The 22,544-nt window shown below is 64.8% G+C and carries 22 protein-coding genes; 11 read left to right on the forward strand and 11 right to left on the reverse strand.

Translation table 11 applies throughout. From position 1 onward, the window contains the following. Positions 1 to 37 precede the first annotated feature (37 nt). Positions 38 to 784 (forward strand): FadR/GntR family transcriptional regulator, encoded by a 747-nt coding sequence (locus tag FHS94_RS12000; RefSeq protein ID WP_184058144.1) that lies wholly within the window; start codon positions 38 to 40, stop codon positions 782 to 784. Between the two features lie 3 nt (positions 785 to 787). Here the strand turns inward: FHS94_RS12000 and FHS94_RS12005 are convergent, their stop codons facing one another. Genes FHS94_RS12005 through FHS94_RS12015 form a run of 3 tightly spaced genes read right to left on the reverse strand, consistent with a single transcriptional unit; the run spans position 788 to position 4,019 of the window. Next, positions 788 to 1,711, reverse strand: coding sequence for a family 43 glycosylhydrolase (locus FHS94_RS12005; protein WP_184058146.1), 924 nt, complete (start codon positions 1,709 to 1,711; stop codon positions 788 to 790). Then, positions 1,708 to 2,865 (reverse strand): glycoside hydrolase 5 family protein, encoded by a 1,158-nt coding sequence (locus tag FHS94_RS12010; protein ID WP_425506185.1) that lies wholly within the window; start codon positions 2,863 to 2,865, stop codon positions 1,708 to 1,710. The genes FHS94_RS12005 and FHS94_RS12010 overlap by 4 nt, the downstream gene beginning before the upstream one ends. After that, positions 2,865 to 4,019 carry an aldose epimerase family protein gene (locus FHS94_RS12015; protein WP_221234740.1) on the reverse strand — a complete coding sequence of 385 codons (1,155 nt, stop codon included), beginning with the start codon at positions 4,017 to 4,019 and terminating at the stop codon, positions 2,865 to 2,867. The genes FHS94_RS12010 and FHS94_RS12015 overlap by 1 nt, the downstream gene beginning before the upstream one ends. Before the next feature lie 262 nt (positions 4,020 to 4,281). Here FHS94_RS12015 and dgoD point away from each other — a divergent pair, with 262 nt between their 5' ends. Both dgoD and FHS94_RS12025 read left to right on the forward strand, forming a co-directional pair. Further along, positions 4,282 to 5,427: a galactonate dehydratase gene (gene dgoD / locus FHS94_RS12020; protein ID WP_184058150.1), complete on the forward strand. Its 1,146-nt coding sequence runs from the start codon at positions 4,282 to 4,284 to the stop codon at positions 5,425 to 5,427. Positions 5,428 to 5,512: 85 nt separating this feature from the next. After that, positions 5,513 to 5,905 carry a reverse transcriptase-like protein gene (locus FHS94_RS12025; RefSeq protein ID WP_184058152.1) on the forward strand — a complete coding sequence of 131 codons (393 nt, stop codon included), beginning with the start codon at positions 5,513 to 5,515 and terminating at the stop codon, positions 5,903 to 5,905. Between the two features lie 13 nt (positions 5,906 to 5,918). Here the strand turns inward: FHS94_RS12025 and FHS94_RS12030 are convergent, their stop codons facing one another. Beyond that, positions 5,919 to 6,110, reverse strand: a complete 192-nt coding sequence (locus FHS94_RS12030; RefSeq protein WP_184058154.1) for a DUF3606 domain-containing protein — start codon at positions 6,108 to 6,110, stop codon at positions 5,919 to 5,921. Positions 6,111 to 6,202: 92 nt separating this feature from the next. Between FHS94_RS12030 and FHS94_RS12035 the strand changes: the two genes are divergently transcribed. Both FHS94_RS12035 and FHS94_RS12040 read left to right on the forward strand, forming a co-directional pair. After that, positions 6,203 to 6,943 carry a DUF72 domain-containing protein gene (locus FHS94_RS12035; protein WP_184058156.1) on the forward strand — a complete coding sequence of 247 codons (741 nt, stop codon included), beginning with the start codon at positions 6,203 to 6,205 and terminating at the stop codon, positions 6,941 to 6,943. Positions 6,944 to 6,992: 49 nt separating this feature from the next. Next, positions 6,993 to 8,021, forward strand: coding sequence for an ATP-dependent DNA ligase (locus tag FHS94_RS12040; RefSeq protein ID WP_184058158.1), 1,029 nt, complete (start codon positions 6,993 to 6,995; stop codon positions 8,019 to 8,021). Between the two features lie 20 nt (positions 8,022 to 8,041). Here FHS94_RS12040 and FHS94_RS12045 read toward each other — a convergent pair whose 3' ends face one another. The 5 genes from FHS94_RS12045 to FHS94_RS12065 form a co-directional block, all read right to left on the reverse strand. Next, positions 8,042 to 8,713, reverse strand: coding sequence for a TPM domain-containing protein (locus FHS94_RS12045; RefSeq protein WP_184058160.1), 672 nt, complete (start codon positions 8,711 to 8,713; stop codon positions 8,042 to 8,044). Beyond that, positions 8,713 to 9,591, reverse strand: a complete 879-nt coding sequence (locus FHS94_RS12050) for a TPM domain-containing protein (protein WP_343055268.1) — start codon at positions 9,589 to 9,591, stop codon at positions 8,713 to 8,715. Before FHS94_RS12050 ends, FHS94_RS12045 begins: the two co-directional genes overlap by 1 nt. Before the next feature lie 20 nt (positions 9,592 to 9,611). Further along, positions 9,612 to 10,196, reverse strand: coding sequence for a LemA family protein (locus FHS94_RS12055; protein ID WP_184058164.1), 585 nt, complete (start codon positions 10,194 to 10,196; stop codon positions 9,612 to 9,614). Positions 10,197 to 10,378: 182 nt separating this feature from the next. Then, the gene (locus FHS94_RS12060) at positions 10,379 to 10,912 is read right to left on the reverse strand and encodes a low temperature-induced protein (RefSeq protein ID WP_184058166.1); all 534 of its coding nucleotides are present in this window, start codon (positions 10,910 to 10,912) and stop codon (positions 10,379 to 10,381) included. Positions 10,913 to 10,929: 17 nt separating this feature from the next. Further along, on the reverse strand, positions 10,930 to 11,199 hold the full coding sequence (locus tag FHS94_RS12065; RefSeq protein WP_184058168.1) for a GlsB/YeaQ/YmgE family stress response membrane protein: 270 nt from the start codon (positions 11,197 to 11,199) through the stop codon (positions 10,930 to 10,932). Positions 11,200 to 11,400: 201 nt separating this feature from the next. Between FHS94_RS12065 and FHS94_RS12070 the strand changes: the two genes are divergently transcribed. After that, positions 11,401 to 12,831: a PAS domain S-box protein gene (locus tag FHS94_RS12070; RefSeq protein WP_343055282.1), complete on the forward strand. Its 1,431-nt coding sequence runs from the start codon at positions 11,401 to 11,403 to the stop codon at positions 12,829 to 12,831. A gap of 334 nt (positions 12,832 to 13,165) precedes the next feature. Here FHS94_RS12070 and FHS94_RS12075 read toward each other — a convergent pair whose 3' ends face one another. Next, on the reverse strand, positions 13,166 to 14,077 hold the full coding sequence (locus FHS94_RS12075) for a LysR substrate-binding domain-containing protein (protein WP_184058172.1): 912 nt from the start codon (positions 14,075 to 14,077) through the stop codon (positions 13,166 to 13,168). Between the two features lie 101 nt (positions 14,078 to 14,178). Between FHS94_RS12075 and FHS94_RS12080 the strand changes: the two genes are divergently transcribed. Beyond that, entirely contained in the window at positions 14,179 to 14,877 is a 699-nt protein-coding gene (locus tag FHS94_RS12080) for a pirin family protein (RefSeq protein ID WP_184058174.1), read from the forward strand. Between the two features lie 48 nt (positions 14,878 to 14,925). Beyond that, a complete protein-coding gene (locus FHS94_RS12085) occupies positions 14,926 to 15,753 on the forward strand; it encodes an alpha/beta fold hydrolase (RefSeq protein ID WP_184058176.1) in 828 nt (275 codons plus the stop codon). A gap of 44 nt (positions 15,754 to 15,797) precedes the next feature. On the opposite strand, the gene FHS94_RS12090 is transcribed toward FHS94_RS12085, so the two are convergent. Beyond that, positions 15,798 to 17,408: an FAD-dependent oxidoreductase gene (locus FHS94_RS12090; RefSeq protein WP_184058178.1), complete on the reverse strand. Its 1,611-nt coding sequence runs from the start codon at positions 17,406 to 17,408 to the stop codon at positions 15,798 to 15,800. A gap of 327 nt (positions 17,409 to 17,735) precedes the next feature. Between FHS94_RS12090 and FHS94_RS12095 the strand changes: the two genes are divergently transcribed. The 3 genes from FHS94_RS12095 (at position 17,736) to FHS94_RS12105 (ending at position 22,533) form a co-directional block, all read left to right on the forward strand. Beyond that, positions 17,736 to 19,886, forward strand: a complete 2,151-nt coding sequence (locus FHS94_RS12095) for an alpha-glucuronidase family glycosyl hydrolase (RefSeq protein ID WP_184058180.1) — start codon at positions 17,736 to 17,738, stop codon at positions 19,884 to 19,886. Positions 19,887 to 20,041: 155 nt separating this feature from the next. Continuing rightward, positions 20,042 to 21,253, forward strand: a complete 1,212-nt coding sequence (manD, locus tag FHS94_RS12100) for a D-mannonate dehydratase ManD (protein WP_184058183.1) — start codon at positions 20,042 to 20,044, stop codon at positions 21,251 to 21,253. Beyond that, positions 21,250 to 22,533, forward strand: coding sequence for an MFS transporter (locus tag FHS94_RS12105; protein WP_343055270.1), 1,284 nt, complete (start codon positions 21,250 to 21,252; stop codon positions 22,531 to 22,533). Before manD ends, FHS94_RS12105 begins: the two co-directional genes overlap by 4 nt. Positions 22,534 to 22,544: the final 11 nt, after the last annotated feature.

A 22,544-nucleotide genomic window follows, 5' to 3' on the forward strand; every position in this document is an offset into this window, starting at 1 on the left:
GGTGACAGGGCGCAGAATCAAAGACACAATCGCGTCCATGGCATCTCTGGCGGTGAGCCCGAACCTCGGCGAGCGGCCTGCACTCGGCCGTAATCTAACTTATGGTATGCTCGACCGGCTTGGTCGAGCGATCGTTACGGGCGCCTATGCGGAGCAGGGATTCCCGACTGAGGCTGACCTGGCAAAGGAATATGGCGTCAGTCGATCCGTAACGCGCGAGGCGGTGAAGATGCTGACGGCGAAGGGGCTGCTTAGCGCCCGCCCCCGGCTGGGTACCGTGGTGCAGCCATCGAGCTCGTGGAACCTGTTCGACACGAATGTCCTGCGCTGGTTGCTGGAACGGACGTTCTCGGTGGAGCTGCTGGTCCAGTTCAACCAACTCAGGGTCGCGATAGAACCGGAAGCGGCCGCTCTCGCCGCCCGTTTCGCGAGCCCGGCCGACCAGCGTGACATCACGGCGGGGCTGGAGCGGATGAAGGCGGCGGAGCGCGGGTTCGATGACCCGCTGGAAGCAGATATCGCGTATCATATCGCCATCCTGCACGCGTCCAAGAACCCGTTCTACGGACAGTTCCGCGACGTGGTGGCAACCGCGCTGCGCAAGTCGATCCGCTTCACCAACCGGGTAAAGGGACGCACGGCCAACATCGCCGACCATACGGCTGTGGCCGAGGCGATCCGTCGTGGCGATCCCGATGGCGCGCGTGAAGCGATGCGGCGGCTGATCCAGGACGTGCTCGACCTGATCGAACATGTCGAGGCGGAGGCCGCCGCCGAAGGTTGATCGTCAGTCCGTCATCCGTACCGGTTCGATCTGGCCGAGCTTGTCATAGGTGATGGTCTGGATCGCGACGCGGCGGTCATCGGTATAGGGCCCGTCGTCCGCCTTTTTCTCCCAGCGATGGTACACGATCAGCCATTCGCCGGTCTTCGGGTCCTGCACGAAGCTATGGTGGCCTGGTCCCTTGTAGCGGCCCTGGCTCGACAGGATCTCGCCCCGATACTTCCACGGGCCGGTAGGGGAGGTCGCCATGGCGTAGTGAACGGAATAGTCGGCCCGGTTCCAGTGCCCATGGCTCCACGACAGGTAATAAATCCCGCCGCGTTCGTGCATGAACACGCCTTCGGTGAACAGGGGCGGCTGGTTGATAGCCACTTCGCCCGCGATCGTCGTCAGGTCGGCGTTAAGCTCGAACACCCGCAACCGCGATCCCGCACTGCCACCGGCGTACAGCAGGCGCCGTCCAGAATGGGGGTCGATGAAGACCATCGGGTCGATCGCCTCAAACCCGTTGCCGCCGGTGAGCAACGGTTTTCCCGAGTCGGTGCAGGGCCCCGCTGGGCCGGTGCAGGTCGCGACGCCGAGCCGACTGGGCGTCGGATCCTGCGGCCCGACCGAATAGTAGAGATAGTATCGCCCGTTCGCCGCGAGCATGTCGGGCGCCCACAGGAAATGGCGGCGAGCATGGTCGTCACGCGCCCAGCGAACGTCCTTCAGTCGGATCAGGTCGCCACGATCCTGCCAATGGGCACGGTCCGCCGACGACCAGCTTTCCAGCCGGTCGCCCCTTCCGGTTGGATAAATCCACATCCGCCCGTCGGCGAAGATCGCATCGGGGTCCGCCCCGGCGAATATCGAAGGCGTATCCTTTGCCGCCGCGTTGCCTGCCAGCAGCAGCAAGGCTGCGGCCAGGACGGCGACCGGCTTCATGGCCGAACTGGATCGGCCGGAACGACGCCCTTGGGCGCGGTGGCGAGCCGCTTTATCAGGTCGGTTTCGGCCTGGCGATATGGCGTGCCATCGGCGCGCAGCACTTCATGGAACCAGACGGTCGGTTCCTCATAGGTGTACGGCTTTTTCCAGCTGTCCCAGGGCAGGCGGGTCTGGGTTTCGCCATCGACGAAGCCCCAATTGATCATGCCGATGTTCATCTTCTTGCCGATCGGCATCGATCCATCGAATGTCGAACCCGCACCGCGCGCCATGTATTCGGTGCAGATCACCGGCCGACCATAGCTTTGTATCTGCTTCGCACGGCGCAGAAAGGTTTCGGGCCAGCTGTAATCGTGGAAGGTCATGATGTCGGAGCGCGCGAGCTGGATCTTCTCCACCGCATCGAGCGTCTCGGGCTTGTCCCAATTGTCGCCGGTCCACACGCCGCTGGTGAGCGGCTGAGTCGGGTCCTGCACCTGCGCCCAGGTGAACACCTGGTCCAGCAGGCCCGCAACCAACACCTTCTTGTTGGGCGTTTCGACATAGGAACCACCGCCGCCGCCCCCATTATTGGGCTCGTTCCACACGTCCCAGGCCAGGATGCGCTTGTCGCGGGCAAAGGTGCCGACGATGTCCTTCACATAGCCCTCAAGCTTGCCGTACTGGCTTGTATCGGCCAGCCGCGCGGCGCCGGGTGCCTGGACCCATCCCGAATTGTGAACGCCCGGGATCGGCCGGTGCTGCGGGCCGAGTGCGGGGTTCGGGTCCCAGCAGCTGTCGAACAACACGAACACGGGACGGATCTTGTGCTTGGCCGCGATCGTCAGGAACGTGTTGATGCGCTGCTTCAGCCCCGCCGCGTCCTGTTCCCAGAGCAGGTTGTGGAGGAACACGCGCATCGTGTTCATGTGGAGTTGCTCCGCCCAGGCGAGCTCCTTGTCGATCGTGACCGGGTCGAAGCTGTCCGCCTGCCACATCTCGATCTCGTTGACCGCGGTGGCGGGGGTGTAGTTCGCGCCCAAAAGCCAGGGCTGCCCGCCATACCAGCGGTTCGCCTCCGTCTTGGTCCATTGCTCGCGCGCGTCGGCCGGAAGGGTGCTGGCGACGAGCGACAGGGCGCTCGCGGCGATGAACAACAGGGGGCGGCGGATCACTTATTCCCTCCCGAACCTGCCTGACCGGTGGTCAGTCGATAGGTCATGATGTTGCGATAGGTCTGGCCCGGTGCCAGCCGCGCAGAGCCGAAGCCGGATTGGTTGGGAGTGTCCGGGAACAGTTGCGGTTCGAACACCAGCGCGTCGCCCTCGCGATAGATCTTGCGCGCCTTGCCCGAACTGGTGCCGTTCAGGAAATTGCCCGAGTAGAATTGAAGGCCTGGCTGGTTCGACCACAGCTCGAACCCGCGGCCCGAAGCGGGGTCGCTGACCCGGGCCATCAGGTGCTGGTCGGGCGTCACGGTACGGCCGATCACCCAGTTGTGGTCGTAGCCGCGACCGAACACGATCTGCTGATCGCTCGCGTCGCGAACCCGCTCCCCGACCGCGTGGGGGGTGCGAAAGTCGAACACGGTGTCGGCAACCGGCTTCAACTCACCCGTGGGGATCGCCGTCGCGTCCGTGGGCAGGAATGTCTCGGCCGGAATGGTGACGAGATGGCCCAATGCGCCATTCGCGGAGCCCTCTCCAGACAGGTTCCAATAGTTATGGTTCGTCACGTTGACGATCGTCGGCGCGTCGGTGGTCGCCTTGTATTCGATCGTGAGCGCGTTCTGCTCGTCTAGCGAATAGATGGCGTCTACTGTGACAGTGCCGGGATAGCCCTGGTCGCCGTCCCGGCTCACATAGCGGAACGTGACGGAGGCGGCCGCGCCGGACTTCACCGACACTACTTCCCACAACACCTTGTCGAACCCTTGCGTACCGCCGTGAAGCGAGTTCGGGCCGTCATTGACGGGCGCCTGATAGCCCTTGCCATCAACCGTGTAGCGACCGCGGGCAAGCCGGTTGGCGTAGCGACCGACCGTGGCGCCGAAATATTGCGGGGTCTTGAGGTATTCGGAGAGTGTCGCATAGCCCAGCACGACATCGGCCGGGCGGCCGTCGCGGTCGGGCATGACCAGCGACTGGATCGAAGCGCCATAGGCGATCAGCGTCGCGCTGACTCCATGGCTGTTGGTGAGGGTAACGGCGGGAACGGCGCGGCCATCGGGCAGGTTGCCGAAGGTTGCGCGCTTCGCCTCAGAAGCGTGAGCGGTCAAGGGTAGCAGCATAGCCATCGAGAAGGCGAGTGGGATGAGCCTCTTCATATCCTCTCCAAAGTTGCCCGTGGCGACGGGTCTATGTGGCGGTGATACAAACCCCTGGCGCGAACACAAAGCGTATTTATCTGACAAAACGTGGTTGATAAGCGGGCCAACATTGATGGCGGTACTTACAATGCGGCTCTGACCGCGCGGGCCGGCGCGACCGAAGCCGGGTATGTGCGTTTTCTGCGCTTTCAGAAGCGGACCTTCTCGGCTGGATTGCGGTTCGCTTCAGGGCTTGAAACAAGGTGGCGGCGAGGATCCTATGAAGATCACACGTATCGAGACCTTCACCGTGCCGCCGCGCTGGCTGTTTGTCCGCGTCGAGACGGACGACGGCGCGGTTGGGTGGGGCGAGGCGAGCCTGGAGGGCCATGCGGAGGCGGTGGATGGCGCCTTTGCGAGCCTGCGTGACCGCTTTATCGGGCACGACCCGGCCCGTATCGAAGACGTATGGCAGATCGCGTATCGCCTGGGCTTCTACCGTGGCGGCCCGGTGTTGATGAGCGCGTTGTCGGGCCTGGACCAGGCATTGTGGGACCTGAAGGGCAAGGCGCTAGGCGTGCCCGTGTGGCAGCTGCTGGGCGGGCAGGTGCGCGACAGGGTGCCGGTCTACGCCTGGATCGGCGGCGATCGTCCGCACGAGGTCGCCGATGCCGCGGCCGCGCGGCGGGAGCAGGGCTTCACGGCGGTCAAGATGAACGCCACCGCCGATCTTGGCTGGCTGGACAGGCCCAAGGCGCTCGACGAGACGGTCGCGCGGGTCGAGGCGGTGCAGGCGCAAGGGCTGGACGTCGGGCTCGACTTTCACGGGCGGGTGCACCGCCCCATGGCCAAGCAGCTCGCCCGTGCGGTGGAAGGGCTCAGGCCGATGTTCATCGAAGAGCCGCTGCTGTCGGAGCATGTCGAAGGCTTGGTCGACTTCGCGCAGCATACCAGCACCCCGATCGCGCTTGGCGAACGGTTGTACAGCCGATGGGACTTCAAGCGGATGTTCGAGGCGAACTGCGTCGACATCATCCAACCCGATCTCAGCCACGCTGGCGGCATTTCCGAGTGCCGGCGGATCGCATCGATGGCGGAGGCCTATGATGTTGCCGTGGCCCCGCACTGCCCCTTGGGGCCGCTGGCGCTCGGCGCCTGCTTCCAGATCGCGGCGGCAACACCCAATCATGTCATCCAGGAAATGTCGCTCGGCATTCATTACAATACGGGTGGGCATGACCTGTTGACGTACATGCAGGACCCTTCCGTGTTCGATGTGAAGGACGGCATGGTCGAGGTGCTGACCGGCCCGGGTCTGGGCGTCGCCGTCGACGAGGAAAAGATCCGCACCATGGCCGCAGAGCCGACCGCTGGTTGGCGTAATCCCGTGTGGCGTGGCCCGGACGGCGCTGCGCGCGAATGGTGATCGAAACAGGGCGACCCCCGTCTCTCACCTACCGGAGAACAGGGCGCGCGTCGTTGCCCGGCCCCTTCGTAGCATCGCGCCGCGCATGACAACGGCATGGCAGAAGGTCTTCTTCGACGGCGGCTACCGGCCTGAACCGCACGGAATGGAATGGGCGGTGGTGGTCGGCGGTCGCCCATATTCCGCGCGCGATCTTGGATCAGGGTCGAGCATGGACGCCGAGTGGCTGGCGCTGCTGGCGGCGGTGAGGCTGGCGCGAGAACTGGACCTGCGAAGCCCGGTGTTCGTCGGCGATGCCCTGGCCGTAATCGGTCAGGCTAAGGGCAAGGTTAAATGCCCAAAACCTTACCTTCATCACCTGCGTGCGCTACAAGCGATCGAGGAGAAAGCCGGCCCGACCCATGTCCGCTACATCAAGCGGACCCAGAACCTGGCCGGGATCTATCTGGCTCGGTCCGTCAACGGTCCTACGTCTTAGCCCGGCTGGTGGCTCAAGCGTCTGCCCTGAGCCTGGTAGCGGCCTCGTCCAGCTTGTCGCGATCGTTGCCGACTTCCTTGATGAGCTGGTGAACCTGATCGGGCGAGATGCCGTGCTTGCGGGCGAAATACTCCACCTCATAGTCCTGCCCGCCAGCGACGCGGTCCCGGTCGCCGCTGCCAAGCTTGGTCTTGTCGTCTGCCATCATCCGTCTCCTCCCCGAGAGGAATCAACGAACTGTCAGCCTGGTTCCGAACGGAAGCACTCTCCGCCGCACCGTTCTGCTAGGGGAGTGTCATGCAGCCCGTGATTGGAACCGCCGGTTGGGCCATTGATGCTGAGAACAGGCCGTCATTCCCGTCGGAAGGCAGCGCGTTGCAGCGATATGCCAGCGTGCTGCCGGGCGTGGAGGTGAACTCATCCTTTCACCGCCCGCACCGGCGATCGACATGGGAACGATGGGGTGCCGGTGTGCCGGAGGACTTCCGCTTTGCAGCCAAGATCCCGAAGGAGATCAGCCATGCGCGGCGGTTGGCGGACAGCCACGCGCCATTCGAGCAATTCATGTCCGAGGCCGGCGGGCTTGGCCCGAAGTTCGCGGTCCTGCTCCTCCAGCTTCCGCCCAGCCTCGTCTTCGACGAACATGTCGCCGCGAGCTTCTTCACCATGGCGGCGTCAGTGACCGATGTACTTATGGTGTGCGAACCACGGCATCCGAGCTGGTTCGAACAGGAAGCCGGCGCGGTGCTGGAGGCGCATCGCGTCGCGCGTGTTGCCGCCGACCCGGCAAAAGTCCCCGACGCCGCACTTCCGGGCGGCTGGCGCGGGATGAGCTACATTCGCCTTCATGGCTCGCCCGTCATGTACCGATCGGCCTATGGAGAGGATCGCTTGCGCACCTACGCCGCGCAGGTGACTGCCGAGATGGCCGGGGGCCGCCAGGTCTGGTGCATGTTTGACAACACAGCATCATCCGCCGCGCTGGGCGACGCGCTCGCGCTGGTCGGCATGGTGGAGGCGAAGGCGGCGCAGGACTGAACCGAGGTCTCCAGTGCACGTTCCACCCAGACGAGGAGGAGGCTAGGCAATGGCAGTACCGGGGTTTGCTCCCATGGAAGCCAAGTTGGTGGACGACCTGCCGGACGAGGAGGGGTGGCAGTTCGAGCCCAAATGGGACGGCTTCCGCGCGCTGGTCTTCCGTGAGGGCAATGAGGTCGAAATCCTGTCCAAGTCCGGCAAGCCGCTCAGCCGCTATTTCCCGGAAGTCATCGCGATGGTGGCCGCGGTTGATCGGCAGGCGTTCACGCTTGACGGCGAGCTGATCCTGCCAATCGGGGACGTGCTGTCCTTTGACGCGTTGCAGGCAAGGCTTCATCCCGCAGCGAGCCGCATCGAGCGGCTGTCGCGTGAGACACCGGCCCAGCTCATGCTGTTTGACTGCTTGATGCTGGACGGCACCAGCCTGCTCGACATGCCGCTGACCGAACGGAGACAACGCCTCGACCAGTTCCATGCCGCCCATGGGGAAGCGTCGCTGCTACTCTCGGACTGCACGGGTGACATTGCCGCGGCCCGGTCGTGGCTGGCCCATGCCGGAGGCGCGCTGGACGGCGTGGTCGCGAAGCGCGTCAACGAGCCTTACCGGCCAGGTGAGCGTGCCATGCTCAAGGTGAAGCAGCATCGCTCCGCCGATTGCGTCGTTGGTGGGTTCCGGCGCGCCAAGGGCGGTGGCGGCGTCGCGTCGCTGTTGCTGGGCCTGTATGATGACTCCGGCCGACTGAACCATGTTGGCTTCACATCAGGCATGACCGCTGGCGAGCGCAAGGCGCTGCTGCACAAGCTGGAGCCGTTGATCGGGGCGCAAGGCTTCACTGGCAAGGCACCGGGCGGGCCGAGCCGTTGGAACAACGGCGCCGAGAGCGAGTGGGAACCACTAAAGCCCGAACTGGTCGTGGAAGTAGTCTATGATCAGGTCACGGGCGACCGTTTTCGGCATGGAACAAAGCTGTTGCGTTGGCGGCCCGACAAATCACCCGAGCAGTGCGGGATGGAGCAGCTGATCCACGAAGTGCGGCCGGCCGAGCTGTCGACCCTTGGCCAGGAAAGCCCGAGCTGACCCAGTCGTCCCGGTACGGATCAGAGCTCGATCACGCGGTCCGGAAGCTCGTTTGTGTCGTTGGCGCCGCGCGGAAAATGCTCCGCCAGCACAATACCTACCTGCGCAACGGCATCGGCGATGCCCTGTCCGGGGCGGCCGTCGCGTATCTGGCTGACCAACGCGTTCATGGCCTCTCCCCAAACCTCCTGATCGACACGGGAGTGGATGGCCGCTTCCGCGACCAGCTCTGCCCGGTGCTCTGCCAGAGACACATAGAGGAGGACGCCGGTGGCGGCGCGCGTGCGGCGCTCCACCGTGGCGCGAAATAGGGACAGGGCGGCCCGGTGTACGCGGCGCGCCTTTGTCGGCGGCGGGGTCAACGCCATCCTCAACGGCGCCCAGCGCAAAAGTGCCCAGGCGACGACGAACACAAGAGCGGCGGTCAGGAGCACCACCTCGTACAGCGACCGTGCCGCAACGGACGACGACCAGTCGCCAGACACCTGCAGGTAGAGCCATTCCGGCAAGGTGGGCCAGATCACGAACGCGGCTAGCAAGGATAGCATGGCAAGCAGCGCCCAGTGGGTCGCCACGTCGCCATATTTGTCGGATCGCGCAGCGACGATCGTGACAATCTCCCCGTCGGTTGCCTGTTCGGCCCGGGTCACGGCCTCGGCCACGAGCGCGTGGTCGCTTTCAGATAAGTGCATCACCAACTCCCGGACGCGCCACCGCCGCCGCCCGATCCACCGCCACCGCCGCTGAAGCCGCCGCCCGTCCAGCCGCCGCCGCCACCGCTCGATCCGCCACCGAAACCACCGCCGCCCCAGCCGCCGCTCGACCGTCCCGAGTTCCCGAGGCCACTCGCGATCGACCACAGCACGATGGGGAGGGTGCCCCCGCCACCGCCACGCCGATAGCCACGACCCCATGGCGCCGCGCGATTGCGACGACGGGTGAGAAAGGGAAGAACGAAGAACCCGATCACCACCAGCCAGAATATCAGCCCGATCGGAATTCCGCCCTGGCTGTTGGTGCTGGCCTGCCGATGAGTGCGATCATATTCCGCAGCCGCCGCCGCCACCTTGCCGCGCGCATCCGTTTCAGGAAGCGCAAGTTGATCGGCCACCGCGTTCGCGCCCGCGACAATGCCGCCCGGAACGTCGCCTGCCTTGAAGCGGGGGATGATCGTCCGGTTGATGATCACGCTGGAAAAGGCGTCAGTCAGCCAGGGCTCCAGGCCATAGCCAACCTCTATCCGGACCTTGCGCTCGGTCGGGGCGACGATCAGGATGGCGCCGTTGTCCGCCCCCTTCAGGCCGACGCCCCAGGTGCGCAGCAGGCGATAGCCATAATCCTCGATCGTGTAGCCGCCGAGGTCGGGGATGGTGGCGACCACCAACTGGTGCCCCGTCCGCCGTTGCAGGTCGTCGAGCCGCTTCGTCAGCGCCGCTTCCTGATCCGCGGGCAGCACGTTCGCGGTGTCGACCACGAAGCCCGTGAACTTGGGAAAGCTCTGCGCAACGGCGGGAACGCCGAGGCAGGCGACAAAGGACAGGAACGCCAGCCACCAGAGGCCAAACCTCACGACCAAGCGCATGTGCCCGCTCAGCTCGCATTCCCGAAGCTTACGGACGGGGCCGTGTCTGCACCCGGCGCGGTGGCCTGGAATGGCACCATCGGTTGCGCGCCATGGAAGATCTTGGCCCCGATCGCGTCGGGGAAGGTGCGGATGCGGGTGTTATACGCCTGCACTGCTCCGTTATAATCGCGCCGTGCGATGGTGATGCGGTTCTCCGTCCCTTCCAGCTGCGATTGCAGCGACAGGAAGTTCTGGTTCGACTTCAGGTCGGGATAGGCCTCCTGCAGTCGTTGCAGCGACAGCGTCACCGCTCCCTGCGCGCGCTCGAATTGCTGCATCTTGGCCGGGTCGGTCAGGTCGTCGCCGGATAGCTGCACCCGGCTTGCGCCGGCGCGGGCCTGGGTGACGCCGATCAGCACGTCGGACTCCTGCTTGGCATAGCCCTTCACGGTTGCGACCAGATTGGGAATGAGGTCGGCGCGGCGCTGGTATTCATTCTGAACATCGGCCCAGCGTGCCTTGGCATTTTCCTGGGCGACCGGGACGCTGTTCAGGCCGCATCCCGACACGGCGAGTGCAAGAAGGGGAGCGGCATAGAAGCGAGCGGTCATGAGTCCTCCAAGAGCGTTGCTGGATCGGAGTAAGCCGTCCAGTCTTGTGCAGGTTGATAACGCGTCGTCGCGCCAGCGTTTCCCCGCGCCTTTGTCACAACGGGATTTCAGCATCATGGTAGCGGGACGCGCAAGGGCCGGGGGAGCCTCAGCTTCCCCGGCCCAAGCTCAGCCATGGTCGTTCAGTACGTCGAAACGCGCGAGCGTCCCGCGTTGTGGCCGCCGTTCCGGTACAGGATGTCCGCCGCCGCTTCGGCCGACACGCCGCTGGTGCTCGGATCCACCGTGACAAGTACGCCGCCCTTGTCGAGCCGGTCGCCATAATAGCTCGCGTCATCCTCGCTGATGCCGTGCTTCACGAGCGTTTCATTCAACGTGCCAGCAGCCGCACCCGCGGCGGCGCCGATCGCCATCGCACCGGGAACGGCGGACGCCGCAATGGCACCTGCCGCGACCAGCGGTCCGACGCCGGGAATGGCCAACGCCGCGACGCCGAGGCCAGCGCCGAGTGCGCCACCGCCCAAGATGCCGCGCAGCACGTTGCCGTGATCCTCGTCGGTGACGCTACCGTCGACGTCGGACGTGGTGGTCACGCCGCCGCGTTGGGTGAGTACCGAGAGGGCCTGGTCGGGCACCCCCGCGGTGCGAAGGTCCGCGACGGCTGCCTGTGCCTCCGCCTGGGTGTCGAACAGTGCCGATGCCTGATGTTGGGTCATGATGGGTATTCCTTGCTTTAACGAACCGCACCGCGGCGAAACAGGTTCACAATCGCGAGCAGCACGATCGCGCCGAGCAGCGACACCAGGATCGACTGGATGTTGAGCACGCCGCTGGTGATGGGCGCACCGCCGATCAACGGCGTCAGGATGAACCCGGCAAGAAGCGCGCCGACGATGCCGACGATCACGTTGAGGAAGATGCCTTGCTGCCCGTCGGTTCGCATGATCATGCTGGCGACCCAGCCGATCAGCCCGCCGACTACTAGAAGTATGATGAGACCCATGGCCGTTCCTTTCACGCTATCACTGGAGCAATCAGAACGGGCCAGCGCCGTCGGATGTTCAAAGCAGCGCCGCGGGCATTCCGGCTGCGGCTAGTACGGATGTACCAGGCGGCATAGTACCGAATGGCGGAACGGCGGGCCGTGTCGCGCGGTTGAACCGCCATGACCAGACAAGCCAGTCCTGCCGATCAGCACCCCACAATGCGTCATCTGGAGCAGCTGATGGCACAGTTGCTCGATGGGGTGATCCTGCTTGACCCCACGGGCGTGATCCTGAGCGTGAACGGGGCAGCGCTGGCCATGCACGGCGTTCGCGAAGCGGCCGACCTGGGCGCGACGGCAGAGGAGTATGCCGAGCGTTTCACGATGTGGTCGGAAGATCACCACCCGCTGAAGCGCCGCGAATACCCGCTGTTCCGCTTGTTGGCGGGCGAGCCCCTGCCCGACATGGTGGTGGAGGTCGCGCCTGCTGGCGATAATGAAGCGCGCTGGGTGCATCAGGTGCGCGACGTCACGATGGACGTGGATGATGGCGAGCCCGACTTCCTGGCGCTTGTCTTAAGCGACGTTTCGAAGCGCTACGATGCGGAGGCCCGGTTCAAGGCGATGTTCCAGGCCAATCCGGCCCCCGCCCTGGTTGTGCGGTCGCGCGATCTGCGCGTTGTGCAGGCCAATCCGGGCTTTCTGTCGCTGACGCAGTTCACATCGGAACAACTGGTCGGGCGCACCTTGTTCGGATTGGACCTGTTAGGCGGTGAAGCAAAGGCGCCCGCCATCCGCCAGAGCATCGAGGCTGGGGAGGTGGTGCCGCAGACCGATGCCGAGTTGCTGGTCGCCGATGGCGGGCGTCGGCTAGTCGTCTTCGCGGGCCAGCCGATCGACGTGACGGATGATGACGCGCTTCTTCTCACCTTTGCCGACCTGGAGCCCAGGCGGCAGGCGGAGCAGGCGCTGGCGGCGAGCGAACAGCATCTCCAGGCCGTGTTCGACATGGCACCCGTGGCAATGGCGATCACGCGCGGTGACGACGGTCGGATCACGGGCATCAATGGCGCATTCCGCGAGCTCACGGGCCACGATGCCGACGCGCTGAACCATAAGATCGATCAGCTCGGGCTATGGAATGACGTTGACGAACGCGCAGCAGCGGAGGCAGCGATCAAGCAACAGGGCTCAGTCCGCGGAGTGACGGCGAAGCTGTCGTCCAAGTCTGGTTCGCCCGTAGAATGCCTGATCTCCGCGGAAACGATCCATGTTCACCATGCGCCATGTGTGCTCTGGGTGTTCCAGGACGTCACGGACCGCCGCCGGAGCGAGGCGCAACTAGGCGAAGCAATCGACGAAGTGTTGCGGGACGCAAGCTGGCTTAGCCGCTCCATCCTGGACAAGCTGGCAACGCTTCGCAGGCCCGCTTCACATTCAGTGCCCGTCGACCTCACGTCCCGTGAACGTGAGATACTGGAGCTGATTTGCGACGATCTGGATGACGCGACCATTGCGGATCGGCTCGCGATTTCGCGCCACACGGTGCGTAACCACGTTGCCCGGCTTTATGCCAAGATCGGTACGAACCGGCGAAGCGGCGCAGTAATCTGGGGGCGCGAGCGCGGCATGGGGCGCAAGCGGGAATAAGCAGCCGCATCTTTTGTGCCCAATCCGAAGATTCATGCTTCCGGTATGCTGGACAACCTGTCCCGCATCGGTACATTATCCAAATAACAATCATAATGGAGAGGACTGCTCGTGCAAGGAACCAGCAATCAGCGGCGGTACCCGTTCGGGGCGCACGGAACGCTTTTGGCTGTTCCGGCGAGTGCGTTCCTGTGGCTCGCGATTTTTGTGGTCGTCCGTTAATCGCCATTGCCCATGCCGGTGATCCGGCTGTCGTCGACAACCTGACCCAGTGTACGCGCGGCTGCTGTCCCATCGACGGCAGCGCGCGTTCGGGCGATCCTATTTCCCCAGGCTAGTTGGCCCAGGGCGCTCGGCTGAGTTCGCGCGCCAGATGGTCGATCAACACCTGCACCCGCAGGGGTCGCAGGGGGCTGGGCGGCATGACGAGGTGTAGGCCGAGTGGCGTGACCGACCAATCGGGCATGGCCACCGCCAGCTTGCCATCCCGCAATTCGCGCCAGACCAAAAATTCGGGCTGGATGGCGAGCCCTTGTCCGGCAAGCAGGGCAGGGTTCAGCAGGTCGGCATTATCCGTCCAGATCCGGACGGGCGGCTCAACGCTTTCTTCGCCAAATCCAGGGTGGCTGAAGCGCCAGACCCCGCGCGAGGTGCCGCCAGTATAGGCCAATGCGCAATGCCGCACCAACTCGGCCGGGTGCGTCGGCCAGCCGTGCCTCTCGAAGTAAGCCGGTGCACCGACCAACAGAAGGCGGACGGAGCACAGGCGGCGCGACAATAGCGACGAGTTGTCCAGGCTGGCGATCCGAAGCGCCAGATCAAATCCTTCGGCGATCAGGTCGACCTTGCGATCGCTGAGCGCGAAGTCGACTGAAATATCCGGATAAGCCTGCAGGAACGCCGGCAGCGTCGACCCGAGATAGGCGATGCCGAACGACATGGGCGCGCTTACCCGAATCCGGCCCCGCGGCGCGGTGGTCTGCTCACCCGCCTCCTCCTCGACCGCTTCGCCCTCCTGCAAGATGCGGGTGGCGCGATCGAGGGCGCTCCGTCCGGCCTCCGTCAACGCAAGGCGGCGCGACGTGCGGGCGATCAGCGCGAAGCCGAGCCGCGCTTCCAGGCGGCTGATCGCCTTGGACACGGTCGGGTCGGAGAGGCCCAGTGCACGCGCAGCACCTGAGAAGGAGCCTTGTTCGGCAACCTTGGCGAAGATCGCCCATGCCTCGAGATCGGGAAGACGTTTCACCATTTTCGGAAAGGATGAAATGCCAACCTTGCCATTTCGTCAAGTCCGATCGTGGCCCATCTTCAGGTCATCGGAGCAACACGCTTCCTGGAGACAGACCGATGATCGACCGCCGCCCCTTTGAAACGCTTGGTGGAGCCAACCATGGCTGGCTTGATGCCAAGCACCATTTCTCGTTCGCCAGCTACTATGATCCCGCCCGCATGAACTGGGGTGCGCTGCGGGTGTGGAACGATGACACCATCGGGGCCGGCACCGGTTTTCCGCCGCATCCGCACAGCGACATGGAGATTATCACCTATGTCCGTGAAGGGGCGATCACCCATCAGGACAGCCTGGGCAATACCGGCCGCACCGAAGCTGGCGATGTGCAGGTGATGAGCGCGGGTTCGGGCGTCCGCCATTCCGAGTATAACCGGGAACCTGGCACCACCCGCATTTTCCAGATCTGGATCGAGCCCAAGACTCGCGGCCAGGCCCCGTCATGGGGTGCCAAGCCCTTTCCCAAGGGCGAGTGCTCGGGCCGGTTCGTCACGCTGGCCAGCGGGTTTGCGGAGGACACGGATGCGCTGCCTATCCGTACCGATGCCCGTATTATCGGTGCGACGTTGAAGGCAGGTGAGACGGCCGAGTACCCGCTCGGCGCAGACCGGCACGGATATCTCGTTCCCGCCAGCGGCGTCATTGACGTCAACGGAACCCGCCTGAACGCCCGCGATGGCGCTGCCATCAGCCAGGAGGCCTTGCTTCGCGTCACAGCTATCGACGATGCTGAGGTCGTCCTCGTCGACGCCGCCTGATCTGCCTTTGTTGTACCGCGTAGCACCCTGCAATTGAAGGAACACCACATGCCGACCATCGCCACCACCGACGGAACCGAGATCTTCTACAAGGACTGGGGGGCAAAGGATGCGCCCGTTGTCATGTTCCACCATGGCTGGCCGCTCAGCTCCGACGACTGGGATGGGCAGATGATGTTCTTTGTCCAGAAGGGGTATCGCGTGATCGCGCATGACCGGCGCGGACACGGCCGCTCGACCCAGTCCGCTACGGGTCACGACATGGACACTTACGTCGACGACGTGATTGCCCTGACCGATGCCCTCGACCTGCAGGGTGCAGTGCATGTGGGCCATTCGACCGGGGGTGGTGAAGTCGCGCGCTACGTCGCTCGTGCAAAGCCCGGTCGCGTCGCAAAGGCAGTGCTGGTGAGCGCGGTGGCGCCGATCATGGTAGCGGGGCCGAACAACCCGGATGGCGTGCCGATCGACGTCTTCGACATGGTGCGCGAACAGACCGCTACCAACCGCTCCGCCTTCTTCTACGATTTCACCCTGCCGTTCTTCGGCTACAATCGAGAGGGCGCGGACGTGAAGGAAGCGGTTCGGCTGAACTGGTGGCGACAGGGCATGATGGGCAGCGCATTGGCCCATATTCTTGGGATCAAGGCTTTCTCCGAAACCGACTTCACCGACGACCTGAAGGCGATCTCGGTGCCGACGCTTGTGCTGCATGGTGAGGATGATCAGGTCGTTCCGTTTGCGACGACCGGCAAGCTTTCGGCCCAGATCGTGGCGGGGGCAAAGCTGATTTCCTATCCGGGTTACCCGCACGGTATGCCGGTAACCCATGGCGCACAGATCAACGCCGATCTGCTCGCCTTCATCGAGGGCTGACCGCCGGGACGATGCGCGGGGCAGCTGGCCTGCCCCGCGCACTGCTATTGGCGCACGTGTTCCCACACCTTGGAAATCACCACCGACCCCTCACCGACGGAGGAGGCGACCCGCTTGACCGACCCCGCGCGGACGTCGCCCACGGCATAAATCCCCGGTCGCGAGGTCGCAAAGGTGGATGATCCACCGGCCTCCCGCCCGGTCAGCACGAATCCCTTGTCGTCGAGGGCGACCAGTTCCGACAGCCAGCTCGTATTTGGCGCGGCGCCGACCATGATGAACATGGCGCAGGTTTCCACATGGCGGTCACCGTTCCGGGTCCGGATCGTCACCCCCTCCAGCGCCTCGCCACCATGCAGCTCGGCCGCGTAGGAACCATATTCGATGGTAATCGCCGGATCCGCTTCCAGCCTGCTCGACAGATAATCCGACATGGACGTCGCGAGTGTGTCGCCGCGAACCAGCAACCTGACGTGCCGCGCCGCCCGGCTTAGGAACATCGCCGCCTGTCCCGCTGAATTGCCGCCGCCGATCACCAGCACCTCGCTGTCGCGGCAGAACCGCGCCTCGTTCTCGGTTGCGGCATAGTAGATGCCCGCACCTTCGAATTCGGCCAGCCGGTCAATCGGCAGGCGGCGATACTGGACTCCGGTCGCTACAACCACGGCACTCGCCCGCACGCGTTGTTCGTTCGCGAAGGTCGCGCAAAAGCCGCCATCGTCCAACTGCTCGAGCGAGGCGACCCGCCGCGGCATGACAAACCGGGTGCCGAACTTCATCGCCTGCACCTCGCCACGCCAGACGAGGTCCGCGCCGGAAATACCGGTCGGAAAGCCCATGTAGTTCTCGATACGACTGGAGGTGCCGGCCTGCCCGCCAATGGCGGTATCGTCGACAACCAGCGCGCGAAGCCCTTCCGCCCCGGCATAGACGCCCGCCGCCACGCCCGCAGGCCCAGCGCCGACGATCAGCACGTCGAACGCGTCCTCTTCGGGTAGATCCTGATCGAGCCCGAGCAACCGCGCTACTTTCTCCGGGTTCGGATCAGCCACGACCAGGTCGCGGCCGAACACGACGGCCGGGCTCTCCGGCTCCGTGCCACAGCTCGTCGCAACCACGGCCGCCTCCGGACTGCCAATGGGGTAGGAGCGGTACGGCACGCGATTGCGCGCGGCGAACTCCGCCACTCTTCTTACGGCGCGGTCATCGTCCTCGCCCACCAGCACGAGCATGCCGTCGCCCGTATCGAGCTGCCTGCGCCGACGTGCGGCCAGCACCGTGATGATGATGTCCGACATTTCCGGTATCGCGGACATCAGCCGCAGCATGTCGGGGCGTGGCACTTCGGTTACCAGCGTGTCGACTGCCGCCCTCATGGGCAGGGACCAACTACCGCCCGACAACAAGGCGATCTCGCTCATGAATTGCGTCGGACCGAGCGTGGAGGGAACCAGCCGGTCGCCGGTGAACGGGTTCACGACCTCTACCTCGCCCTCTTCGACATAGACGAAGCGATCGGCCGGAGCGCCGATTTCGGCCAGCATGTCGCCTTTTTGATATAGCCGCTGCGTTCCCGTTTCCCGGATCGCGGCGACATGGGCGGGCTGCAAGGGGATACGCTGCATTTCGCGCAGGTCGCGGCCGATCGTTTCCATGTGCCCTCCGTCGTCAGGGTCAGAGTAACGGGATCGGGACGAACTCTGCAACATCGCGCTAGGGAAGGGCGGGACCCGTCCCATCTCCGCGACCAAAGGCCGGCTTGCCAGGCGGTTGCCAACCCGCTCTGCCCGGGCAAACCGCTCCCGGAGATCAGTCGGATTTGCCTTTCAGATCGCGCTGGAACGGTCGCGAGTTGCAAACCGCGCCGAAGGCCATCTGTATGTTCGCATGTTCGGCTCTGACGCGGTATCAGCCAGATCGATGTGACTATCATCACAGTTCAAGGTAGCGCACCTGACGACGCGACCGCGGAGAGGATGAGGATGCTGAGGCTGTTTGGTCGCTGGGCGATGCTGTTCTGGTTGATGGCGGCTGCGCTACTGCTGCCATCCACGGCTGCCGTTGCGGATGACGGCTATGACCTTTGGTTGCGGTACCGTCGACTGCCACAGGCCGCACTGGATCAGGTGCGCCCCACCGTCGCTGCTATCCACTGGTCCGATTCCGACGATGTCCGCGTCCAGACCGCCGCCGCGGAACTGAACCGGGCGACCGCTCAGATCCTGGGCGATACACCGAGTTCGACGGCGACCGTCCCACGCAGCGTAGTGCTGGGGACGCCAGGCGGGTCGCCCGCCATTGCTCGGCTGCGGCTAGACCTGCGCGGCTTGGGGGATGAGGGTTATCTGATCCGATCGACCACGGTCGACGGCCAGCCAGTCACGGTTGTCGCCGGCAACACCGGGGCGGGTGTGCTTTACGGCACATTCGCCCTGATACAGCAGATCCAGCTCGGCCGACCGATCACGGGCATCACGATCAGGTCCGCGCCAAAGCTCAAGCTGCGCGTCCTGAACCATTGGGACAATCTCGATGGCGTGGTGGAGCGGGGGTATGCGGGCCAGTCGCTATGGGACTGGTGGACGCTGCCTGCCTTTAAGGACCCGCGCTACACCGACTATGCCCGCGCCAACGCCTCACTCGGCATCAACGGCACTGTTCTCAACAACGTGAACGCGAAGGCTGAGAGCCTGACCGCGCCGTATATCGCAAAGGCGGCGGCGTTGGCGGATGTGTTCCGTCCCTATGGCATTCGCGTCTACCTGTCCGCCCGGTTCACCGCGCCGATGGAGCTGGGCGGGCTGAAGACGGCTGATCCGCTCGACCCTCAGGTCGCCGCATGGTGGCGCGCCAAGGCGGACGAGATCTGGCGCGCGATCCCCGATTTCGGCGGCTTCCTGGTGAAGGCCAACAGCGAAGGACAGCCTGGCCCGCGCGATTACAAGCGCACCCATGCCGATGGCGCGAACATGCTGGCGGCCGCCGTCCGTCCGCATGGCGGGATCGTGATGTGGCGCGCGTTCGTGTACGCCGAAACCGACCCGGAGGACCGCGCCAAGCAGGCCTATACGGAGTTCAAGCCGCTAGACGGCCGCTTCGCCGACAACGTCATCGTTCAGGTCAAGAACGGCCCCATCGACTTCCAGCCGCGCGAACCGTTTCACCCGCTGTTCGGGGCGATGCCCAGGACCGCCCTGATGCCCGAGCTGCAGATCACCAAGGAGTATCTCGGTTTCAACACGCACCTCGTTTACCTTGGGCCCTTGTTCGCCGAAGCATTGCGGGCAGACACCGGCCGTGGGCGAAGCGTGGGGCAGGTGGTTGCGGGCGAGCGGCTGAGCGGGCTCGCGGGGGTCGCCAATATCGGCCAAAGCCGCACCTGGACCGGCTCGATCTTCGACCAGGCGAACTGGTACGCCTTTGGCCGGCTCGCCTGGGATCCGGCGGCTGACCCGGACGCCATCGCGCGCGATTGGGTGGGGGAAACCTTCGGCACCGACCCGCGGCTGGTCGGGCCGGTCACAGCGATGATGGCGGGCTCTCGGGAGGCGGCGGTGGATTACATGGCGCCGCTAGGCCTCGCACACCTGATGGGCACCGGGCACCATTATGGGCCGGCGCCCTGGATTTCGGACCTGGCGCGGCCCGAATGGAACCCGGTATATTACCATCGCGCGAACCGGGCAGGGATCGGCTTTGACCGGACCCGGACGGGCAGCAACGCGGTCGCGCAATACGCGCCGGACATCGCGCGCCGCCTTGCGAACCCGGCAACCACGCCGGAGCCGCTGCTGCTCTGGTTTCACCACCTGCCCTGGGACTATCGCATGCAATCGGGCCGGACGCTGTGGGCGGAGATGGTGGCGCATTATGATCGGGGCGTCGCTTATGTGGCGGACCTGCGCCGGCAATGGGCCGCGCTGGCGCCCCTGGTCGACCCGGACCGCCACGCGCAAACCGCAGCGCTGCTGCAAATCCAGGAAGCTGACGCGCGCTGGTGGAGAGATGCGAGCATTGCATATTGGAGCTCGATCAACGGCCTGCCGCTGCCGCCGGGCGCAGTGCCGCCCGAACATGATCTTGCCTGGTACAAGGCGCGACAGGTGCCGTTCGCGCCCGGGAACCCGAAGTGACGGGGATGAATGCGGGCCCTTTCACTCTCGCCTCACGCCAGTCGCGCCAAGTGGGCCTGCACGTACCACTTGCCGCCTCCCGCCCCTCTTGCAACCATGCGAGCCGGAAGGGATGCCGGGCGGCTGTCCTTCCGCTCACCAGATAAGGCTATCGCATGCCAAAGATCACTGGCGCCCGCGTCATACTCACCTCTCCGGGCCGAAACTTCGTCACGCTCAAGATCGAGACGGACGAGGGGATCTATGGTCTTGGTGATGCAACGCTCAACGGGCGTGAGCTCGCCGTTGCTTCCTACCTCACCGACCATGTCGTGCCGTGCCTGATCGGGCGGGACGCGCACCGAATCGAGGATATCTGGCAGTTCCTGTACAAGGGCGCATATTGGCGCCGCGGGCCGGTAACAATGAGCGCCATTGCCGCGGTCGACACCGCCTTGTGGGACATCAAGGGCAAGGTCGCGGGGCTGCCCGTGTACCAGCTCCTTGGCGGCGCGAGCCGTGACGGTGTGCTGGTCTACAGCCATGCAAACGGTGCGACGCTGGAAGAGACGATCGAGAGTGCTCAGCGTAGTGCCGAGAAGGGTTACAAGGCGATCCGCCTCCAATCCGGAGTGCCGGGTCTTGCCAGCACCTATGGCGTGTCGAAGCACCGTGACTTCTACGAGCCTGCTGATGCGGACCTGCCGACGGAGAATGTCTGGTCGACGTCCAAGTATTTGCGATCGGTTGTTCCCGTGTTCGAGCGCGCTCGAGAGGTACTGGGCTGGGACGTGCACCTGCTCCACGATGTCCACCATCGCCTGACCCCGATCGAGGCGGCGCGCCTGGGCAAGGACCTGGAGCCCTATCGCCCCTTCTGGATCGAGGATGCGACCCCGGCCGAAAACCAGGCCAACTTCCGCCTGATCCGTCAGCACACCACCACGCCGCTGGCCGTGGGTGAGATCTTCAACTCGGTTTGGGATGCCAAGCAGCTGATCGAGGAACAGCTGATCGACTATATTCGCGCAACCGTGGTGCATGCTGGCGGCATCACCCACCTGCGCCGGCTGGCAAGCTTTGCGGCCATGCACAATGTTCGAACCGGCTGCCACGGCGCCACCGACCTGTCGCCGGTGTGCATGGCGGCGGCGCTGCATTTCGACCTGTCGCTGCCCAATTTCGGCATTCAGGAGCACATGCCGCACACCGCGGAGACGGACGCGGTCTTCCCCCACGCTTACACCTTTGACCAGGGCATGATGCATCCGGGCGACTTGCCGGGGCTGGGCGTCGACATCGACGAGGAGCTCGCGGCCAAATACGAATACAAGCGTGCCTTCCTGCCGGTGAACCGGCTGGAAGACGGCACGATGTTCGACTGGTGAGCGAGCCCGAAACCGCAGCCCGCAAGCCCGCGGGGCGGGTGCGCTGGATCATCTGCGCGCTGCTGTTTTCGGCGGTGGTGCTGAGCTACATCGACCGGCTGGTGCTGCCGACGCTGAAGCCCGACCTTCAGGCGCGCTATGGTTGGAGTGAGGCGGGTTATGCCGATCTCGCGATCTGGTTTCAGGGCGCTTATGGCGTCGCGTACCTGCTGTTCGGGCGGTTCGTGGACAGGTTCGGGGCGCGGGTCGGCTACACGGTGGCGGTGACGTTGTGGACGATCGGGCATGTGCTCCATGCCGCCTTCACCTCCACCGCCGGGATGCTGATCGCGCGCGTACCGCTGGCGATCGGAGAGGCAGGCACGTTCCCGTCCGCGCTGGCCGCGGCCAACGAATGGTTTCCCAAGCGCGAGCGGGCATTTGCAATCGGAATCTTCAACGCCGGATCGAACATCGGCGCGATCATCACCCCGCTGATCGTGCCGATCATCGCCGTCAGCTTTGGCTGGCGCATGGCCTTTGTCGCCACCGGGCTGCTGACGGTGGTGTGGCTGGCCGCGTGGCTGCTCTTCTATCGTACCCCGGCGCAGCATCCCACGTTGTCCGCCGAGGAGCGCGCATGGATCGAGGCCGAGCCGCTGGAAACGCAGCGGCCGATCCCGTGGCGCACGCTGCTCCGCCTGCGTCAGACCTGGGCGTACATCCTCGGGCGTTTCCTGATCGACCCGGTCTGGTGGACCTTCCTGTTCTGGCTGCCGGACTTCTTCAATCGCCAATACCAGGTGAAGATGCTCGACTATGGGCCACCGCTCATTGCGGTGTACCTGCTGGCGGACGTGGGATCAGTGGGTGGCGGCTGGTTTTCGTCACGGCTGCTGGCACGCGGACGGACGCCTAACCGGGCGCGCAAGACGGCCATGTTCGTGTGTGCGCTGTTCGCGCTGCCGGTCGCCTTTGCGGCGCACGCGCCGTCGATGTGGTGGGCGGTCCTGGCGATCGGCCTTGCCTGCGCGTGTCACCAGGGCTTTTCGGCCAATGTCTACGCAATCCCGGGCGATCTGTTCCCCCGCGGGCGGTCCGGTTCGGTTGTCGGGCTTGGCGGACTGTCGGGGGCGATCGGGGGCATGCTGATGGCCAAGTTCGCGGGCACTATTCTTGGCACGCTCGGCAGCTACGGCCCGATCTTTGCGGTCGCGTCCGGCGCCTATCTGGTGGCGTTGCTGGTCATCCACCTGTTGGTACCGCGCTACACGCCGGTCACCTCGGCCGAGATTGGCTGAGGCGACCGCGC

It is taken from the genome of Sphingomonas aerophila (assembly GCF_014199305.1).
Classification (GTDB): Bacteria; Pseudomonadota; Alphaproteobacteria; order Sphingomonadales; family Sphingomonadaceae; genus Sphingomonas; species Sphingomonas aerophila.

Coding starts and splice junctions, on each gene's coding strand:
- FHS94_RS12000 (WP_184058144.1), top strand. CDS start 38: ATGGCATCTCTGGCGGTGAGCCCGAACCTCGGCGAGCGGCCTGCACTC.
- FHS94_RS12005 (WP_184058146.1), bottom strand. CDS start 1,711: ATGAAGCCGGTCGCCGTCCTGGCCGCAGCCTTGCTGCTGCTGGCAGGC.
- FHS94_RS12015 (WP_221234740.1), bottom strand. CDS start 4,019: ATGAAGAGGCTCATCCCACTCGCCTTCTCGATGGCTATGCTGCTACCC.
- dgoD (WP_184058150.1), top strand. CDS start 4,282: ATGAAGATCACACGTATCGAGACCTTCACCGTGCCGCCGCGCTGGCTG.
- FHS94_RS12025 (WP_184058152.1), top strand. CDS start 5,513: ATGACAACGGCATGGCAGAAGGTCTTCTTCGACGGCGGCTACCGGCCT.
- FHS94_RS12030 (WP_184058154.1), bottom strand. CDS start 6,110: ATGGCAGACGACAAGACCAAGCTTGGCAGCGGCGACCGGGACCGCGTC.
- FHS94_RS12035 (WP_184058156.1), top strand. CDS start 6,203: ATGCAGCCCGTGATTGGAACCGCCGGTTGGGCCATTGATGCTGAGAAC.
- FHS94_RS12040 (WP_184058158.1), top strand. CDS start 6,993: ATGGCAGTACCGGGGTTTGCTCCCATGGAAGCCAAGTTGGTGGACGAC.
- FHS94_RS12045 (WP_184058160.1), bottom strand. CDS start 8,713: ATGCACTTATCTGAAAGCGACCACGCGCTCGTGGCCGAGGCCGTGACC.
- FHS94_RS12055 (WP_184058164.1), bottom strand. CDS start 10,196: ATGACCGCTCGCTTCTATGCCGCTCCCCTTCTTGCACTCGCCGTGTCG.
- FHS94_RS12060 (WP_184058166.1), bottom strand. CDS start 10,912: ATGACCCAACATCAGGCATCGGCACTGTTCGACACCCAGGCGGAGGCA.
- FHS94_RS12065 (WP_184058168.1), bottom strand. CDS start 11,199: ATGGGTCTCATCATACTTCTAGTAGTCGGCGGGCTGATCGGCTGGGTC.
- FHS94_RS12070 (WP_343055282.1), top strand. CDS start 11,401: ATGCGTCATCTGGAGCAGCTGATGGCACAGTTGCTCGATGGGGTGATC.
- FHS94_RS12080 (WP_184058174.1), top strand. CDS start 14,179: ATGATCGACCGCCGCCCCTTTGAAACGCTTGGTGGAGCCAACCATGGC.
- FHS94_RS12085 (WP_184058176.1), top strand. CDS start 14,926: ATGCCGACCATCGCCACCACCGACGGAACCGAGATCTTCTACAAGGAC.
- FHS94_RS12090 (WP_184058178.1), bottom strand. CDS start 17,408: ATGGAAACGATCGGCCGCGACCTGCGCGAAATGCAGCGTATCCCCTTG.
- FHS94_RS12095 (WP_184058180.1), top strand. CDS start 17,736: ATGCTGAGGCTGTTTGGTCGCTGGGCGATGCTGTTCTGGTTGATGGCG.
- manD (WP_184058183.1), top strand. CDS start 20,042: ATGCCAAAGATCACTGGCGCCCGCGTCATACTCACCTCTCCGGGCCGA.